General features: G+C 71.6%; 14 protein-coding genes, 1 pseudogene and 1 riboswitch. Of the genes and pseudogenes, 5 read left to right on the top strand and 10 right to left on the bottom strand.

Annotated features, from left to right (window positions below):
* Position 1 precedes the first annotated feature (1 nt).
* Together ACFY1P_RS11645 and ACFY1P_RS11640 are read right to left on the bottom strand one after the other, a co-directional pair.
* Positions 2-1,381 (bottom strand): NYN domain-containing protein, encoded by a 1,380-nt coding sequence (locus ACFY1P_RS11645; RefSeq protein WP_390750526.1) that lies wholly within the window; start codon positions 1,379-1,381, stop codon positions 2-4.
* Between the two features lie 19 nt (positions 1,382-1,400).
* Positions 1,401-1,640 (bottom strand): hypothetical protein, encoded by a 240-nt coding sequence (locus ACFY1P_RS11640; protein WP_361523298.1) that lies wholly within the window; start codon positions 1,638-1,640, stop codon positions 1,401-1,403.
* Between the two features lie 200 nt (positions 1,641-1,840).
* Here ACFY1P_RS11640 and ACFY1P_RS11635 point away from each other — a divergent pair.
* Both ACFY1P_RS11635 and ACFY1P_RS11630 read left to right on the top strand, forming a co-directional pair.
* Positions 1,841-2,578 (top strand): annotated as a pseudogene (locus ACFY1P_RS11635) (rhomboid family intramembrane serine protease); the annotation flags it as partial.
* A 16-nt stretch (positions 2,579-2,594) separates the two neighbouring features.
* On the top strand, positions 2,595-2,876 hold the full coding sequence (locus ACFY1P_RS11630; protein WP_121797853.1) for an Lrp/AsnC family transcriptional regulator: 282 nt from the start codon (positions 2,595-2,597) through the stop codon (positions 2,874-2,876).
* Between the two features lie 22 nt (positions 2,877-2,898).
* On the opposite strand, the gene ACFY1P_RS11625 is transcribed toward ACFY1P_RS11630, so the two are convergent.
* The 3 genes from ACFY1P_RS11625 to ACFY1P_RS11615 form a co-directional block, all read right to left on the bottom strand.
* Complete coding sequence (locus ACFY1P_RS11625) at positions 2,899-4,137, bottom strand: hypothetical protein (protein ID WP_390750525.1); 1,239 nt, start codon at positions 4,135-4,137, stop codon at positions 2,899-2,901.
* A 194-nt stretch (positions 4,138-4,331) separates the two neighbouring features.
* Positions 4,332-5,648, bottom strand: coding sequence for a hypothetical protein (locus ACFY1P_RS11620; protein ID WP_390750524.1), 1,317 nt, complete (start codon positions 5,646-5,648; stop codon positions 4,332-4,334).
* Between the two features lie 56 nt (positions 5,649-5,704).
* On the bottom strand, positions 5,705-6,370 hold the full coding sequence (locus ACFY1P_RS11615; protein WP_361523307.1) for a helix-turn-helix domain-containing protein: 666 nt from the start codon (positions 6,368-6,370) through the stop codon (positions 5,705-5,707).
* 108 nt (positions 6,371-6,478) lie between these two features.
* Here ACFY1P_RS11615 and ACFY1P_RS11610 point away from each other — a divergent pair, with 108 nt between their 5' ends.
* The 3 genes from ACFY1P_RS11610 to ACFY1P_RS11600 are packed head-to-tail and all read left to right on the top strand — an operon-like array spanning position 6,479 to position 9,573.
* Positions 6,479-7,678, top strand: coding sequence for a cytochrome P450 (locus tag ACFY1P_RS11610; RefSeq protein WP_390750523.1), 1,200 nt, complete (start codon positions 6,479-6,481; stop codon positions 7,676-7,678).
* Positions 7,679-7,723: 45 nt separating this feature from the next.
* Positions 7,724-8,776: a ketoacyl-ACP synthase III family protein gene (locus ACFY1P_RS11605; protein WP_361523313.1), complete on the top strand. Its 1,053-nt coding sequence runs from the start codon at positions 7,724-7,726 to the stop codon at positions 8,774-8,776.
* Positions 8,777-8,802: 26 nt separating this feature from the next.
* Positions 8,803-9,573, top strand: coding sequence for an SDR family NAD(P)-dependent oxidoreductase (locus ACFY1P_RS11600; protein ID WP_361523315.1), 771 nt, complete (start codon positions 8,803-8,805; stop codon positions 9,571-9,573).
* A 19-nt stretch (positions 9,574-9,592) separates the two neighbouring features.
* On the opposite strand, the gene ACFY1P_RS11595 is transcribed toward ACFY1P_RS11600, so the two are convergent.
* The 5 genes from ACFY1P_RS11595 to ACFY1P_RS11575 form a co-directional block, all read right to left on the bottom strand.
* Positions 9,593-10,948 (bottom strand): cytochrome P450, encoded by a 1,356-nt coding sequence (locus tag ACFY1P_RS11595; RefSeq protein ID WP_361523318.1) that lies wholly within the window; start codon positions 10,946-10,948, stop codon positions 9,593-9,595.
* Between the two features lie 55 nt (positions 10,949-11,003).
* Positions 11,004-12,365, bottom strand: a complete 1,362-nt coding sequence (locus tag ACFY1P_RS11590; RefSeq protein WP_390750522.1) for a cytochrome P450 — start codon at positions 12,363-12,365, stop codon at positions 11,004-11,006.
* A gap of 67 nt (positions 12,366-12,432) precedes the next feature.
* A complete protein-coding gene (locus ACFY1P_RS11585; protein ID WP_361523324.1) occupies positions 12,433-13,368 on the bottom strand; it encodes a hypothetical protein in 936 nt (311 codons plus the stop codon).
* Positions 13,365-14,444, bottom strand: a complete 1,080-nt coding sequence (locus ACFY1P_RS11580; protein ID WP_390750521.1) for a polyprenyl synthetase family protein — start codon at positions 14,442-14,444, stop codon at positions 13,365-13,367. The genes ACFY1P_RS11585 and ACFY1P_RS11580 overlap by 4 nt, the downstream gene beginning before the upstream one ends.
* Before the next feature lie 165 nt (positions 14,445-14,609).
* A complete protein-coding gene (locus ACFY1P_RS11575) occupies positions 14,610-15,968 on the bottom strand; it encodes an aminotransferase class V-fold PLP-dependent enzyme (RefSeq protein WP_390750520.1) in 1,359 nt (452 codons plus the stop codon).
* Between the two features lie 190 nt (positions 15,969-16,158).
* A riboswitch (SAM riboswitch) is annotated at positions 16,159-16,275 on the bottom strand.
* Positions 16,276-16,370 lie beyond the last annotated feature (95 nt).

Here is a 16,370-nt window from a genome sequence, read left to right as displayed (position 1 = left end):
GTCAGGTGCGGGCGAGCCGCTTGAGCAGCAGCGCGGAGGCGACCGGGCGCGCGCCCGCCTTCGCCACCCCGTCGGCGACCTCGCGGTCGGTGGAGACCACGACGACCGGCCGGCCCGGCGGCTCGGCCCGTACGAGCTGGCGGATCAGCTCGTCGGCCGTCACACCGGGCTTGCTGAAGAGCACCCGCACCCCGCGCGGCGGCGCCAGCAGCACGGGCGCGGCCAGCTCCGCGCCGTCGAAGACACAGGTCATCTCCGCGCCCGTCTGCGCGGCGAGCATCGAGAGGCCGCCCAGCAGCCGCAGCCGCTGCTTGTCGAGCGGCATCGTCGGATATCCGGTCTTGGTGACGTTGTAGCCGTCGACCACCAGATGCGCCTGCGGCAGGGCGAGGAGCTGATCGAGGAGCGCCGGGTCCATCTCCGACAGGGCGCGCGTGGCGATGTCCTTGGGCGTCATCCGGCCCGGCTCCACGGCGTCCACGGTGTCCGCGGGGCGCGTGGACGCGGGCGGCAGCGCCAGCTCGCGGCGCAGCCCCTGTGCCGCGTCCAGGACGGTGTCGAGCAGCAGCCGCAGCCGCATGTCCTCCACGCTGCGGCCCTCGCGCACCGCACGGCGGCTCGCCTCCAGCCCCGCCTCGGCCTCCGCGAGCCGCGCCTTGAGCCGCCGCGCCTCGCCCAGGGCGGCGGCCTTCTCGGCTGCCCCGGCGGCCCGTACGGACTCCAGCTCGCCCTCCGCCTTGCGCAACGCCGCCTCGCCGCGCCGCACATCGCTCAGGGCGCTGCGCAGCTTGCGCTGCATCGCGTCGTTCTCCTTGCGGGCGGCCTCCAGCTCCACGCGGATCCGGTCGGCCTCCGTGCGCGCCTCGGCGCGGGCCCCGGCCAGCTCCTCGCGCAGGCGGCGCAGCTCGCGCTGGGCCTCCTCACCGGCCCGCTCGGCGCTCGCCCGCTGGGCCTCCTCGCCGGCCGCGGTGACCAGCTTGACCCAGCCCGTGGGCCGCAGCACGAAGGCCATGGCCGCGACGTCCTCGGGGTCGGCCGCCGCGGGCGGCGCCCCGGAGTCGAGCGCCTCGGCCAGCTCGGAGCCCGTCTCCCGCAGCCGGGCGGAGATCCGCTGCCGGAAGGCGGCGTCGTTCTCCACGGCGGCGGCCATGGCGTTGCCCGCGAACTTGGCCCGGCGGCTGGGGGTGAAGCGGGCGTACTGCCGGAGCGCGGGCGGCAGTTCGGTGACCGTCAGGCCGCCGAACGCCTCGGCGACCAGGTTGACCACCCGGCGCCGGACGCCCTCGGGCAGGGGTCGGTCGAGCACCTCGGCGACGCCGTCGGCCCCACCGGTGTCATCCGGTTCACCGGCCGCGTCCGCGCCGCCTGTGTGCTCAACCACCGCTCACCGCTCCCGTTCTTCAGGCGCTCGCGCCCGGCCTGTCCACCAGCTCGATCTGGTCGACCGCGTTGCACCACCGGCAACGTACGGACTCGATCGTCTCACTGACCACGTCCCGTTCCTCCACCCGAGGCGCTCCGGCCAGGTCGAGGTGCACGTATTCCACGGCCCTGGTGGTCCGCGTGACGTCGAACCGGGTCAGATTGCCGCACAGCGTGCAGCGCCAGCGCGTCCGGTCCGTCGGCTGGGGAACGCCCATGATTCGTCGTCCGTCCTCGTCAACTGCGTCGTGTCCGACAACGCCGTGGGTCCCGCGTGGCGCTGTCACCGCCAGGGTGCTTCCCGTAACCCTACGGCCTGATGGTCATGCGGCGCGGGGCACAACCGAGCCCGGGCCACCCGGCCCCGGCCCGGCGAGGCACTCTGTGTGCTTTGCTGCCCGTACGCCATGATCTGGCCATGCTCGGAAAGGCAGCGCGCCGGAGCCCACCGTCCCACCGCCGGGCCAGACCCCTGGTCACCTACGCCCTCATCGGCCTCTGCTGCGCCGTCTTCCTGCTCGGCCCCGCGTCGGGCCTGACCGCCCCCCAGGGCGCCCACGGGAGCGCCGGCGATCTGCTGGTCGCGCAGACCGCCTACTTCGAACGCTGGGGCGTGGTGCCACAGGAGCTCTGGCACGGCTCGCCGGGTCGGCTGCTCACCCCGCTCACCGCTCTCTTCGTGCACGGCAACTGGCTGCATCTGCTGGGGAACATGCTCTTCCTCCATGTCTTCGGCGCCATGGCCGAGGAGCGGATGGGCCGGGCCTCCTTCGCCTTCTTCTACCTCGCCGCCGGGGTGCTGGCCCTGCTCGGCTACGCGGCCGTGCACGCCGACTCCGTCCAGACACTGGTGGGGGCGTCCGGGGCGATCTCCGGGGTGCTCGGGGCGTTCCTCTGTCTCTTCCCCCGGGCCCGGGTCACCAGTCTCTTCCCGTTCCTCTTCTTCCTGCCGCTGCGCTTCCCGGCGTGGGCGGTGCTGCTCTTCTGGTTCGTCCTCCAGTGGCTGGCCGCCCGCACGGCCGGCGACCGGCCCGGGGTGGCCTACCTGGCCCATGTGCTGGGCTTCTCGCTGGGCTTCCTGTACGCGTGGGCCCGGTACAGGTGTGCGGCTAGAGTGAAGAGAACGGCCGCGTCCGGCGACGGGCCGCGACCCCCCGATAGGAGCCCCCACCGTGATCACTTCCATCGTCCTCATCAAGACCGACGGCGCCCGGATCCCCGAGATCGCGGAGGAGATCGCCGCGATGGAGGGGGTCAGCGAGGTCTACTCGGTGACGGGGGCACAGGACCTGATCGCGATGGTGCGGGTGGCCCGGCACGATGACCTGGCGGACGTCATCCCCGGGCGCATCAGCAAGGTGCCGGGGGTGACGTTCACGGAGACGCACATCGCCTTCCGCACGTACTCCCAGCACGACCTGGAGGCGGCGTTCGCGATCGGCCTGGAGGCGTGATTCCCGCGAGCGGGGCCGCTTCCTAGGCGACCACGACCGGGGACCGCACCACGTCCTGGGCCAGCCGCTCGACCAGCGCCGCCGAGGGCGAGGCCCGGTGGTAGGGCCGGAACTCCGCGCGGAGCCGCCCCAGCGCCGACCGCACGTGATGGGAGTCGACGCTCCCCGCCGTGTCGAGGAACGTACGGCTGTGGTGACAGGCGACTTCGAGCCGCCCCGCCCGGAGGTGTGCCATCGCCAACAGCGCGTGGGTGAGGGCGTGGGCACGGACGTGGTCGACCGGCCGGGCGCGCAGGGACGCTTCGAGGACCGCCACCGCGGTCCGGTGATCACCGAGCGCGAGAAACGCCTCGGCTCTCTTGAAGTCCACGGACGCGCGGGCGAAGGCACCGTAGGCCCCGGCTTCCGACTCCCCCTCGGCGCGGTACCGGTCGAGAGCGGAGAGATCGGCGACCGCCTCGCGGCTGCATCCCGTGCGTGCCCGCAAATGCCCCCTCTGTGCCAGCAGGAACGCCCGGACAAGAGGCGGCGCCCCCGGCCCCGCGGCGGCCAGTCCCGCTTCCGCGAGGGCCAGCCCGTGGGCGCGGTGGCCCAGAAGATGGGCGTGCACGCTCATCGAGGCGAGGGAGACGAGGCGGACGCTCGGGTCGTCGCCCGCGGCCGCGAGGTCCAGGGAGAGCCGGTGATAGCGCTGTGCGAGGCCGTGGGAGCCCGTGTCCATGGTGGCGTCGGCGAGCACCTGGGTGAGCCATGCCAGACCGGAGCCGAGCCGCCGCCGGGCCGCTTCCGTCCTGGCGTCGTCGAGCAGCGGCAGGGCGCTGTCGGCCAGGTAGGAGATCAGCGAGGTCCGGGCGTGCGCCCCGCCGTGCCGCTCGCCGAGGGCAACGAAGATCACCGTCATGTCGTAGAGGCTCTGCGCGGCCGGCAGCCGCACGTCCGCCACCACGAAGGCACTCGGTGCTCCCTCCGCGTCCCGCTCACCGGCGTACGGCGGCACGCTGACCTCCGACGCCCGGTACATCACCCGGTTCAGGGCGGGCCGGCGGACGGGGTCGAGGTCCGCCCGGCACAGCTCGTCCAGCCGTACCGCCGGAGCGGAGCGCGGTCCCGCGGACAGGCCCAGGGCCTCCCAGCCGTCGCCGCCGGACGTCAGACCCGTCTCGTGGGCGCCGACCCGGCGCCGCAGGTGCCGGCTCAGCACTTGCGCGGCCAGCTCGGGCACGGGTGCCGGAGGGCGCGAGCCGTTGAGCCAATGGGCCACGGAAGTACGGTCGTAGGTGAGCCTTGTGCCGTACCTCGCCCCCAAGGTGTTTATCGCGCGGGCCAGACCCTGGGCGGTCAGTCCCGCCTCGGCGACCAGGGCCCGCAAATGCTGATTCGGAACACGCTCACGCTGCACCACCGTTCCCCCTCCGACGGTACGTTCAACTCCGGCTCAGCCTTGTCCAGAAACGATCAACACGCAAGAGACTTTTCCAGGGCCCCGCGCACTGAGGCGATCAGTCGCCGCATCCGGTCGCGGTCATAGACCCAGCTGTCGTATTCGTTCTGCAGCGTGATGCGGCCGTCGACGGTGAACGAGCCGAGTTTCGGCGGCATCCCCGGGGCATTGCCGGACACCTCGATCCGCAGGAATTCGACTCCTTCCGGCGTCGGGTGCGGGGCGATCCGGCCGACATTGGAGAAGCCATAACTGACCATGGGCACGGGCTCGGTCGCGGGAACCGGGGCCGGGGCCGGGACCGGAGGCAGGGCGTCCGGGGTGGCCCGCAGGGACGCGAGCATGAACCGCTCGGCATCGCCCCGCTCGAGAGCCGCGGCCAAGGAGGCGTGGATCTTCCGGCCCACGTCGGCCGCCCGGTCGTCCCCGGAGACCTCCACCGGGGTCAGCAGACCGGCCACGCAGTTCAGTACGTCCTCCGACGTCAGCTCCGGAGTCACCCGCGAGCGCAGATCGACGGCGTGCCCGCAGACCATCGGGACCGGTTCGGGACCGAGGTCCAGCTGCTCGCGTACCGCCACCATCAGGGCCCCGGCCACCAGGCCGTTCACCGTGATGCCGTGCGAGCGGGCCGCGGCGACGACCGCCGCGCTGGTCTCCCGGTCGAACTCCGTGCGGTCGATGACGAACCGGGGGGAGTCGTCCCCGGCCCGCGGCCGGCCGTCGCCGTCGACGGGCAGCGCGACCGGGCCCGGGCCGCCCGCGGCCGCCCCCGCGGCCATCTGCACGGCCAGGGCGTCCAGTTCGTCGTCCTTGAAGACACCGGCCAGCCGTGCGTCGATGGCGTCCGGCAGTGCGCGCTCGACGACCGCGGGGAGTTCCGCGCCGCCGGCCAGAGCGGTGTAGCACTGCCAGAACTCGTTGAGCAGAGCGAAGGAGGAGCGGCCGTCCGCCACACCGTGGTGAATCACCAGGACGATCCGGCTCACCTCCCCGTCACTGAGAATGTGCGCCTGGAAGAGTCCATTCCGCCAATCCGGCCGCGAGTTGACGAGTTCCAGGTGTGCGCTCTCGCCGCCCTCCCCTGTCTCCACACGCGGTCGGAATTCTCCGTCGAGGCGCAGTATGTGCCCCTCTTCGCCGTCCACCACCCGGCAGCGCAGCAAGGGATGCCGGGCTGCCAGCCGGATCAGGACTTCCTCGGCCGTTCCGGGATCGATCGCACCCCGGACCGCCGATCCCATGAATATGGGCATGTCGAAGAGCGGCAGTGGCCCGCCTTCGCGGAAATAGGCGCTTTCGAAGGGGGAGATATGCCGTTGGACGTTCATTTACGTTTTCTCCTGACTTTGCGGAGCACTTGAAGGCCGGCCCACCGCGCTCCCGTTCAGGAGGACGCGGACGAGCCTCCGAGCTCCCCCATGAGCCGGCCGGCCTGGTCGAGGGTGAGCGGTGGGCCGGGCAGCGCGTGCGCGGCCTCGGCGCGCAGCCCGTCGAGGAAGAGCGCGAGGAAGCGGCGCCACGCGTCCGGGGCGACGACGACCGAGGCGGGCACGACCCTGCCGAGAGCGGCCAGGGCGCACAGGAGGTCCTCGACGACGATGTCGTCGCGCGCGGTGCCCTGTTCCTGGGCACGGCCGAGCAGGGTGCTGATGGTCTCGTAGTTGTGCTGCCGGAGCGCGTCCAGCGAGGGAACTCCCTCGATGCCCGTGGTCATCAGGTCGTTGGTGCCCCTGTCCGCGGCCAGCAGCGCGAAGACACGCTCCAGGTATCCGGTCAGGGCGCTCCACGCGTCCTCGACCTGCCGGGCCTCCTCGCCGACGTGCAGGATCCCGGTCAGCGCGTCGTGGAAGACCGCCTCGATGAGCTCCGCCCGGGTGGAGAACCGCCGGTAGAGGGTGGCGTTGCCGACTCCCGCCCGGCGTGCGATGTCGTCCAGCGGCGCTTCCAGCCCCCGCTCGGCATAGATCTCCCGGGCCGCCGCGATCAGCAGTTCCCTGTTGCGCCGGGCATCACTCCGCAACACCGTCTCCCTCTTCGCAGCGGCAACCATGGCGGCCACCCTACAAGAAGAGTGGAGCACTCCCCACTTGATGTAATGTCAGCTCAGGGAACCGGGGAGCCCTCCACGGTTCGCCAAGTGCCGAGGAAGGGAACACCCATGCCCGCGCCCGAGATCGAGGCCCTGTCAGCTCCTGGTACCGACTTCGCGTCCGACCCCTACCCGGTCTACGCCCGCCTGCGCGAGCAGGGCCCGGTCCACAAGGTCCGCACCGCCGCCTCCGGCGAGGTCTGGCTGATCGTGGGACACCAGGAGGCCCGGGCCGCTCTCACCGACCCCCGGCTGAGCAACGACATACGGCACTCGTCCGCGTGGGAGGACGACGGCGGCAACGCCATCGGCCTGAACATGGTCCAGACGGACCCACCGCACCACACCCGGCTGCGCAAGCTGGTGGCCAAGGAGTTCACCCAGGGCCGCATCGAGGTTCTCGCGCCGCGCATCCAGCAGACCGCGGACGAATTGCTCGACGCCATGCTCCAGCAGGGCCGGGCCGATCTGGTCGAGGCGTTCGCCCTCCCCCTCCCGCTGGCCGTGGTCTGCGAGCTGCTCGGCGTGCCCGCGGCCGACCGCAAGACGTTCCACGACTGGTACGCCGACAGCGTCTCCCCGACGGACCCGGAGGCCGCGGGCGCAGCCGTGCAGGAGATGACCGGCTATCTGGCGGGCCTCATCGAGACCAAGCGCCACGCGCCGGAGGACGACCTGCTCAGCGCGCTGGTCAGGTCCATGGAGGGCGGGGAGGACCAGCTCACGACCGAGGAGATGCTCGGCATGGCCTTCCTCCTCATCGTCGCCGGGCACGAGACCACCGCCAACCTCATCTCCAGCGGCACCCTCGCGCTCCTGCGCCACCCCGGACAGCTCGCCGCGCTGCGCGCCGACTGGAGCCTGCTCGACGGCGCGATCGAGGAGATGCTCCGTTACGACGGCCCCGTGGAGACCGCCGCCTTCCGCTTCACCACCGAGCCCGTCGAGATCGCGGGCACCACGATCCCCGCCGGGGAGCCCGTGGTCGCGGTGCTCGCCGCCGCCTCCCGCGATCCGCAGCGCTTCGAGGCGCCCGACGTCTTCGACATCCGCCGTGACGCCCGCGGGCACCTCGCCTTCGGCCACGGTGTCCACCACTGCCTCGGCGCCCCGCTCGCGCGGCTGGAGGCGGCCATCGCCTTCAGGTCCCTCCTCGAGCGCTGCCCCGATCTCGCGCTGGACACCGAGCCCGCCGAACTGTCCTGGCGCCCCGGCCTGATGCTGCGCGGCCTGCACCACCTGCCGGTCCGGTTCACCCCGGCCGGCTGACGGCCGGACCCCGGCACCAGAGATCCGAACAGGAAGGATGCCGCAATGCGGTGGGACGACATCTACATATCCGGAACCGGCACCTGGCTCGCCGAGCGCGTCGTGACCGCGGACGAGGCCGTCCGGACCGGCCGTTACACCCCCGAGGACGCCAAGCGCAGCGGGCAGCTGTGCCTCGTCGTCGCGGACGACGACGAACGCACGCCCGACATGGCCGTCCGCGCCTCCGGGCAAGCCCTGCGGATGGCCGGGACCGCGCCCGAGGAGCTCGGCACCGTCCTGTTCGGCGTGACCATGCACAACGGCATCGACGTCTGGAACTCCACCGCCTACGTCCAGCGCGAGCTCGGCGCCCGCCGGGCCCTGGGCGTCGAGGTGCGGGCAGGCTCCAACGGCGGGCTGGCGGGCCTGGAGCTGGCCTGTGCCCGGCTCCGCGCCCGGCCGGACACCGGGCCCGCCCTGCTCACCTGCGCCGACGCCTGGCGCGACCCGCACATCGACCGGTGGCGGGCCGACCGCGGACTGGTCTTCGGCGACGGCGGCAGCGCACTCGTCGCATCGGCCGGGCCCGGCTTCGCCCGGCTGGTGTCCATGGTGACCACCCAGGACCCCGAGCTGGAGGGCCTGCACCGCGGCAAGCAGGAGTTCGGCCCCTACCGGCACAGCGCCGAGCACCCGGTCGACCTCTTCGCCCAGGGCAGGGAGTTCCTGGAGACCATGCCGAAGCCGGAGTTCCTCGCACGGTGCGCGGCCGGAGTGCGCGCCGCCGTCACCGAGGCCACGGAGGAGGCCGGCACCGACGTGCTCCAGGCCGACCACGTCGTACTCCCGCACTTCGGTGAGCGAGTGCTCCGCGGGCAGTGCCTGGATCCCCTGGGGCTCGCCGACTTCTCCCGTACGACGTGGGAGTACGCGCGGCGCGTCGGCCACCTCGGGGCCGGTGACCAGCTCGCCGGCCTGGACCACCTGGTCCGCGGCGGCACGCTCGAACCGGGCGAACGCATCGTCCTGATCGGGGTGGGCGGCGGCTTCAGCTGGACGTGCGCCGTCCTGGAGATCCAGGAACGCCCCCGGCTCCCGCTCCCGGACCGGTACTGACCCGCCCATCCACGAAAGGGACTGTCATGCGGCGCACGGACGCACAGCATCACCAGGGCACACTGCACGGAAAGACGGCTGTGGTCACCGGCGGCAACCGCGGCCTCGGGCTGGCCATCGTGAACGAGTACCTGATGGAGGGGGCCGACGTCGTCTGCGCCTCCCGTACTCCCGGTGACATCAAGGCACTTCAGGACGAATACCCCGGCCGATGCCTGCATCTGCCGACGGATGTGACGGAGCCGGACTCGGTGGCGGAGGCGATGCGTGCCGCCGAGGAGGAGTTCGGCGGGCTGGACATCGTGGTCGCCAACGCGGGGATAAGCCGGGACGCCCGGGTGGAGAAGCTGGACCCGGCCGACTGGGACGCGATGACGGCCACCAACCTCAAGGGCGTCTTCCTGTGCACGAGGGCCGCCGTGCCCTACCTTCGCCGGCGCGGCGGCGGTGCCATCGTCAACGTCTCCTCCGCCCTGGCGAACCGGGTCGCCGTCGGCGCCGCGTGCTACAGCGCCACCAAGGCCGCGGTCGAGACGTTCACCAAGGTCACCGCGATCGAGCTGAGCCGGGACGCGATCCGGGTCAACGCGATCGCGCCCGGCTTCCTCGACGCGGGCATGGGGCGGGAGCTCACCGGCAATCCCCGGCTCTGGGAGTCCTACCGCAAGCGCTTCGCGCTGGGCAGGACCGGTGAGGCACGGGAAGCCGCGCGCGCCGCGGTCTTCCTCGCCTCAAAGGACGCCTCTTACGTCAACGGCGCCGTACTGGAGGTGAACGGCGGGCTGCTGTGGGCCTGAGCCGCGCGGGCCGGGCCGTTCACCGCGCGCGGGGGACCATGGGCAACGGACCGGCCGTCAGGCTCATGTGCGCGCGGGGGCGGATGCGCGTGCCGGCCACGGGCGACAGCCGCCACCGTGACGCGATGGCCGCGAGGGCCAGGGTCGCCTCCGTCATGCCGAAGACGTCACCGATGCACTTGCGGCTCCCGCCCCCGAACGGGAGATAGGAACCGCGGGCCACGTCCTTGGCCCGCTCGGGCAGCCACCGGTCCGGATCGAAGCGCCCCGGCGCCGGGAACAGCTCCGGGTGCCGGTGGATGACGAACGGGCTGATCAGGATGTCGCTCTTCGCCGGCACCAGACGGCCGCCGAGCTCCGTGTCCGCCGTGGTGGTCCGGGTGTAGAGCCAGGCGGGCGGGAACAGCCGCAGTGTCTCGGTGAAGACCCTCCGCGTGTAGTCGAGCCGGGGCAGATCGCCGTAGGCCGGCGGGCGCTCGCCGAGGACCTCGTCGACCTCGGCGTGGAGGCGCTCCTCGGCCGCCCGGTTCCCGCTGAGCAGGTGGAGGGACCAGGTCAGCGCGCTGGCGGTGGTCTCGATCCCCGCGAGCAGCAGCGTCATGACCTGGTCGTGGACCTCCTGGCCGGTCAGGTGCTCGCCCGTCTCGGGGTCCCGCGCCTCCAACAGGGCGGAGAGCAGGTCCCCTTGGTCCCCCTCCCGCTGCCGGTAGTCCTCGGTGATGCCCGCGATGAGCCGGTTGAGGCGGCCGAGCGCCTCGTCGAACTCCCGGTTCGCCGGGATCGGCAGCTTCGCGAGCAGCCCCGTGGGGTCGACCGCCCGCCGGTAGGCGCCCTGCACGACCACCGGCAGGCAGTGCTGGATCTCGGCGACGGCATGCGGCGCGATGGCGGTGGAGAACAGCGTGCGGGCGGTGACCCTCGCGGTCAGCGCCTGCATCGCCTTGCTGACGTCGATGACCTGACCGGACTGCCACGACCGGGTCTCGGCGTCGCACTCCTCACGCATCACCTCGGCGTACGTCGCGATCCGGGCCGGGTGGAAGGCGGGCTGGACCATCCGCCGCTGCCGCTTGTGATCGGCCCAGTCGGAAGTGATGAGGCCGTTGCCGAGGATCGGCCGCGCCTTGTCCTTGACGGGCCCGCCCGTGTCGAAGACACGCGAGTTGAGAAGCACCTTCTGCACCAGCTCGGGGTGGCACGGAAGGAACGCGCGCTGCGACCCGAGACGGAGCTCGACCAGGTCGCCGTGGGCGGACAGCGAGGTCAGGAACTCTAGGGGGCGCCGGCCGAGGCGCAGGGCATGGCCCACGAACGGCAGGCCGCCGGGAGCCGTCACCGACTTCCAGTGCTGAACGGGCCGTTCCTCGGTCCTCATGGTCTGTTGTCCTTAAGAGTGGGGTCTGACGGGAATGCGGCGGTGCCGGGCGCGGTCAGCGCGGCTCGCACACCATGGGCAGCGGGCCGGGCTCCAGGGTCGCCTTCGGCTGCGGCCGCAGCTTCGAGCCCGGCACGGGACGCAGGCGCCACCGGGAAGCGATGGTCACGACGATGAGAGCCGTCTCGGCCATCGCGAGGACGTCGCCGATGCACTTGTGGCTGCCCGCGCCGAACGGCAGCAGGGCGCCTCGCGGCACTTCCCTGGCCCGCTCCGGCAGCCAGCGATCGGGGTCGAAGACTCCGGGCCGGGGGAAGTGCTCCGGGTTGTGGTGCAGCGCCTGTGCGCTGTAGAGGACGGTGGTGCCGGCCGGCAGCCGCCGTCCCGCGAGCTCGGTGTCGACCGCCGTGACCCGCATCGACATCCAGGACGGTGGGTAGAGGCGCAACGCCTCGGTGACGACGTTCCGGGCGTACGGCAGCTTGTCCAGGTCCTCGAAGACCGGCAGCCGCCCCTCCAGCACACTGTCGATCTCGGCGTGCAGGCGCTCCTCGGCCCCGCGGTCCTGGCCGAGGAGGTGAAAGACGAAGGCCAGGGTCGAGGCGGTGGTCTCGCTCCCGGCGACCAGGAAGGTGACGACCTGGTCGAGCACCTCACGGTCCGACATGCCCCGGCCCGTCTCGTCGTCCCGGGCGCTGAGCAGGGTGGACAGCAGGTCGCCGTGGTCCTCCCCCGACCGGCGGCGTTCGGTGATCATCTCGTCGACGATCTCCCGGAGCCGCCTGTTGGCCTCGTCGTAGCGGCGGTTGGCCGGGGTGGGCAGCTTCTCCATCACGCCCAGGGGTGCGATGGTGCGCTTGTAGAGGCCCTGCGAGACGATGCGCAGACAGTGCCTCGCCTCGTCGATGGTCCGGTCGTCGATCCCGGTGGAGAACAGGGTCCGGGCCGCGACCCGCATGAGCAGGGCGTGCATGGCGTCGCTGATGTCCAGCACCTTGCCCTGCCGCCAGGAGGCGATCACCTTGCGGGTGTCCTCGCCGACCGCGGCGGTGTAGTCGGCGATCCGGGCGCCGTTGAAGGCGGGCTGCATCAGTCGGCGCTGGTAGCGGTGCTCCTCTCCGCGGGACACGGAGAGGCTGTTGCCCAGCAGTTGCCGGGCCTTGTCGAACAGCCCGCCCTTGTCGAAGGTGCGCGTGTTCACCAGGACCTGCCGCACCAGCTCGGGGTGGCAGGCGAGGTAGGCCGGACGGGGGCCGAGGCGGACCTCGACGAGGTCCCCGTGGGACGGCGCCGACGCCAGGAATTCCAAGGGCCGGCGCCACAGTTCGAGGACGTGCCCGAGCCCCGGGAGCGCTCCCGGCGCCACACCCGTCGTCCAGGTCCGGGTCGCATCCCCTGCCGCTTTGACCGTGGTCACGTTCTCCGCTTTCCTTCGTTCTCTGCGCGCTTGGCCGGTCGTTCGGACACGGAGGTGTCCCCGCGTCCTACTGAATGCGCGAATTGACGTCGTTCACCGCGGCCTTGTACCGCTTGTTCGTCGTGGTCCAGGTGAAGTTCCCCTGGAGAAGGTCCAGCAGGACGTCCCGGGTGACGTCGTCGAACGCCTTGATGCAGCGGATGTCCTCGACGATGTCCGCCAGGCGGCTCTCGAAGAAGGGGCGGAAGGACTCCGCGTCGTCGACGTCGCAGAGGTGGAAGCAGTTGGTGATCTGGCCGAGCGCCTTTTCCCGGTCGAACGAGTAGGCGTCGTTCACGATGGCCAGCCCACGGGTGGTCATGCGCGCCGCCAGCCCGGACTTGGCGTGCTCGGTGAACTGCTCGTTCCGGTATATCGGATACGACATCTTCATCCAGAAGTCGACCCCGACGTCGGTGACGCGGAACCGGAAGTACTGCTCGGGAGAGGAGGTGCAGAGCGCTTCCTTGATCGAGGAGTTCCGGAACATGTGGTCACTCGTCACGAAGGCACGCGCGCCCTCGTATGCGAACCACGCGTCCTCCTCGCTGTAGTACCTCTCGCAGATCCCGCGGAGCTCGGGCAGGAAGAGATCGAAGTCGTGGAGCGCCGGGTCCATGTCGTCCCACACGAAGGTCACGCAGTTCAGGATGCATACGGCCTTGAATGCCTCCCGGTCCCGGATGTGGCGGGCGCTCTGGGACCAGAAGACCACGCCCATGTACGAGATCCAGCGCTCGTCCGAGATCGTCTTCCCGAAGGGGGCGACGGCGGCATTGCAGGCGTCGATGCACTCCCTGAGTTCGGAATCCGTCAGTCCGCACATCTCGGGTGCGTAGCCGATGTCCCGTGCGAACACCTCGCCGAACCGGCTGGTGCAGTAGTCCAGATGCCGGCTCATACCCGCTCCGGCCGGTGCGCGTCCCTGGTCGAGCGCGGAGGGGACGGAAATGCCGGTGGTCATGAGTTCCTCACAGTGGCCATACGGGCGACCCGCCGCAGAGCGGCGGTCGCGTCCGGGGTGAACGGAGAATCTTCCAGGGTCTTCAGGGCCTGTCCGAGGCGGTCGTCGATCATCGCTTCGACAGCCGCGTGCGCACCGGTGGCATCGAGCACGGCCCTGACGACGGCCGCGCCTTCCTCCCCCAGCTGCGGGTCGCCCATCAGCTCGCGCAGCCTTGCCGTCTGCTCGGCGTCGGCGCGGCTCAGGGCGAGGGCGGTGAGGGTGGTGTTCTTCCCCTCCCGGAGATCGTCCAGGCGGGACTTACCGGTGTCCCGGGGATCGCCGTACACGCCGAGGAGGTCGTCCCGGAGCTGGAACGCCTCGCCGAGAGGCAGCGCGTAGGCCGTGCACGCCGCCATGACCTCCGCGCTCGCGCCGGCGATGGCGGCACCGATGTGCAGGGGGCGTTCGATGGTGTACTTGGCGGTCTTGTAGCGGATGACGTTCAGCGTGGCGTCGACGTCGTCGGACAGCATCCCGGTCGCGCACAGGTCGAGATACTGGCCGATCATGACTTCGGTCCGCATTTCGGCCAGGAGCGGGAGAACCGCGCTCAACTGGCCGGCCGAGAGTCCCGCCGTGTGGAGCAGTTCGTCGGACCAGACCAGCGCCAGATCGCCCAGCAGGACCGCCGCGCCCATGCCGAACCGGTCGGCCTGCTCCGGGTCCCGGCCCGCGGGCCGGGAGTCGGCCAGAGCGCGGTGCGCGGTCGGCCTGCCGCGCCGGGTGTTGCTGCTGTCCATGACGTCGTCGTGGATGAGCGCGAAGGCGTGGAACAGCTCCAGGCAGGCCGCCACCCTGATCACGGACTCGGTGTCCGTGCCGCCGTCGGCGGCACGCCACCCCGTGACACAGAGCAACGGCCGGATCCGCTTGCCGCCCGACAGGAACTCCCGCAGGAGCCCGGCGAGATAGGACAGATAGGGCTCGTCCGAGGCGGCCGCCTTGGCCGTCAGGAACTCCTCCAGGACGTCGTCGACGGACAGCAGGATGTCAGCGGGTTCCAATAGATCCGAGGTCAGTACAGAGGCAGTCACGAGCCGGTCCCCCCGATGCGCCCGACCGGTCGGTCAGGCATCCCGTTCGAGTACATGACCTCCAGTACGCCTCAGGAGAACCGGCTTTGGAAGTGACACTGGCATATGAACATGTTGAACGTGTTGAACGGTTGAACTCTTGTGAAATCTGGGATCCGCGGATGCCTAGACGGGCACGCAACGGCCGCCTTCCGTGCGGTAGTTCCAGCGCGCACCGTGTGTCACCAGCTCCCCCACCGCCCCCACGAACCGCTCCACGTGCTCGTCCGGCGTCCCCGCGCCGAAGCTCACCCGTACCGCGTTGAGCGACTGCCCCTCCGGCGCGCCGCACTCGCCGGGGGCGTCCCCCTCGCCGCCGAGCAGCGTGCGCACCAGCGGGTGGGCGCAGAAGAGCCCGTCGCGCACACCGATGCCGTACTCCGCGGACAGCGCCGCCGCGAAGTGCGAGCTGTTCCAGCCGTCGACGACGAAGGAGAGGACTCCCACGCGCGGGGCGTCGTCGCCGAAGAGCGACAGCACGCGGACGCCCGGCACCCGGGCGAGGCCCTCGCGGACGGCCGCGACGAGCTGCCGTTCCCGCTCGACGAGCCGGTCGAAGCCCGCCTCGCGGAGCGCCTTGCAGGCCGACGCGATGGCGTAGGCGCCGATGACGTTGGGCGAGCCGGCCTCGTGCCGGGCGACGGTGTCGTGCCACTCGACGTCCACGCCGCCCCCGGCGCCCCGCGTCACCGCACGGCTGGCGCCGCCGCCCGCGAGGTACGGCTCGGCGTCCCGCAGCCAGTCCGGCCGCCCGGCCAGCACCCCGGCGCCGAACGGCGCGTAGAGCTTGTGCCCGGAGAAGGCGATCCAGTCGGCGCCCAGCTCCGTGAGGTCCACCGGGTGGTGCGGGACCAGCTGTGCCGCGTCGACGACGATCCGGGCGCCGTGCGCGTGGGCCGCGGCCGTCAACTCCCGTACGGGCCAAAGCTCTCCGGTCACGTTCGACGCGCCCGTCACACAGACCAGGGCCGGTCCGTAGGGCTCGCGGTCCGCGAGGGCGCGCTCCAGGATCTCGACCGCCTGGCGCGGGCAGCGGGGCGCGTCGAGGTAGGTGACGGTGACGTCCGCGCGCCGCTCCCACGGCAGCAGCGCGGCGTGGTGCTCGGACTCGAAGACGAACACCCGGGTGCCCGGCGGCAGCGCGGCCGCGAGGAGGTTGAGCGAGTCGGTGGTCGAGCGGGTGAAGACGACCTGGTCACCGGCGCGGCAGCCGAGGAACGCGGCGATCTCCGCCCGGCTGTTCTCGAAGAGGTCGGTCGACAGCTGCGAGAGGTGGCCCGCCCCGCGGTGCACGCTGCCGTAGTACGGGGCGTACGCCGCCACGTCGTCCCACACCCGCTGGAGCGCGGGGGCGCTCGCCGCGTAGTCCAGGGCCGCGTAGGTCACCTCGCCGCCGGTGACGAGCGGGACGCGGACGTCGTTGCCGAGGACGGGCAGGGGGGCGTAGTCGGTGGCGGACGGGGCGGCAACAGGGCATGCGGACATGGCGAATTCTCCCGGGTACAGGCGGAAAGGCTGTGTACACGCACCCGCGAGAGACCTCAGCGGTGTGCGGAAAGAACGGCCCGGCGCACGGCGGTGCCGCGGCGGGACGCAAGGGGAAACGGGCCCGAGGCCCTATCGCATTCGCTGAATCATGGAGGATCTCCCTCGACAACCAGGATCCCTGGCGAGGGATCCGCGCTTGCCGCAGACCTCTTTGCCTGCGACCTGGTCATCACCCGGGGCACCCCGCCACGGAAGGAGGGTTGCCGGACAGCGGGCCGGGGCCGTGTCGCTGTCACTCGTGACCTGGCGGAGAGTATGGCACAACTGATCGTCGGGCGGGAAGGCCGTCCGCATCACGGACGCGGGCCGCACGCCACCGGCGCGGATGCCCGGACTTCC

Origin of the sequence: Streptomyces sp. NPDC001407 (genome assembly GCF_042895325.1) — a bacterium.
Lineage (GTDB): Bacteria > Actinomycetota > Actinomycetes > Streptomycetales > Streptomycetaceae > Streptomyces.
This window is presented reverse-complemented; position numbering and strand designations above follow the sequence as displayed.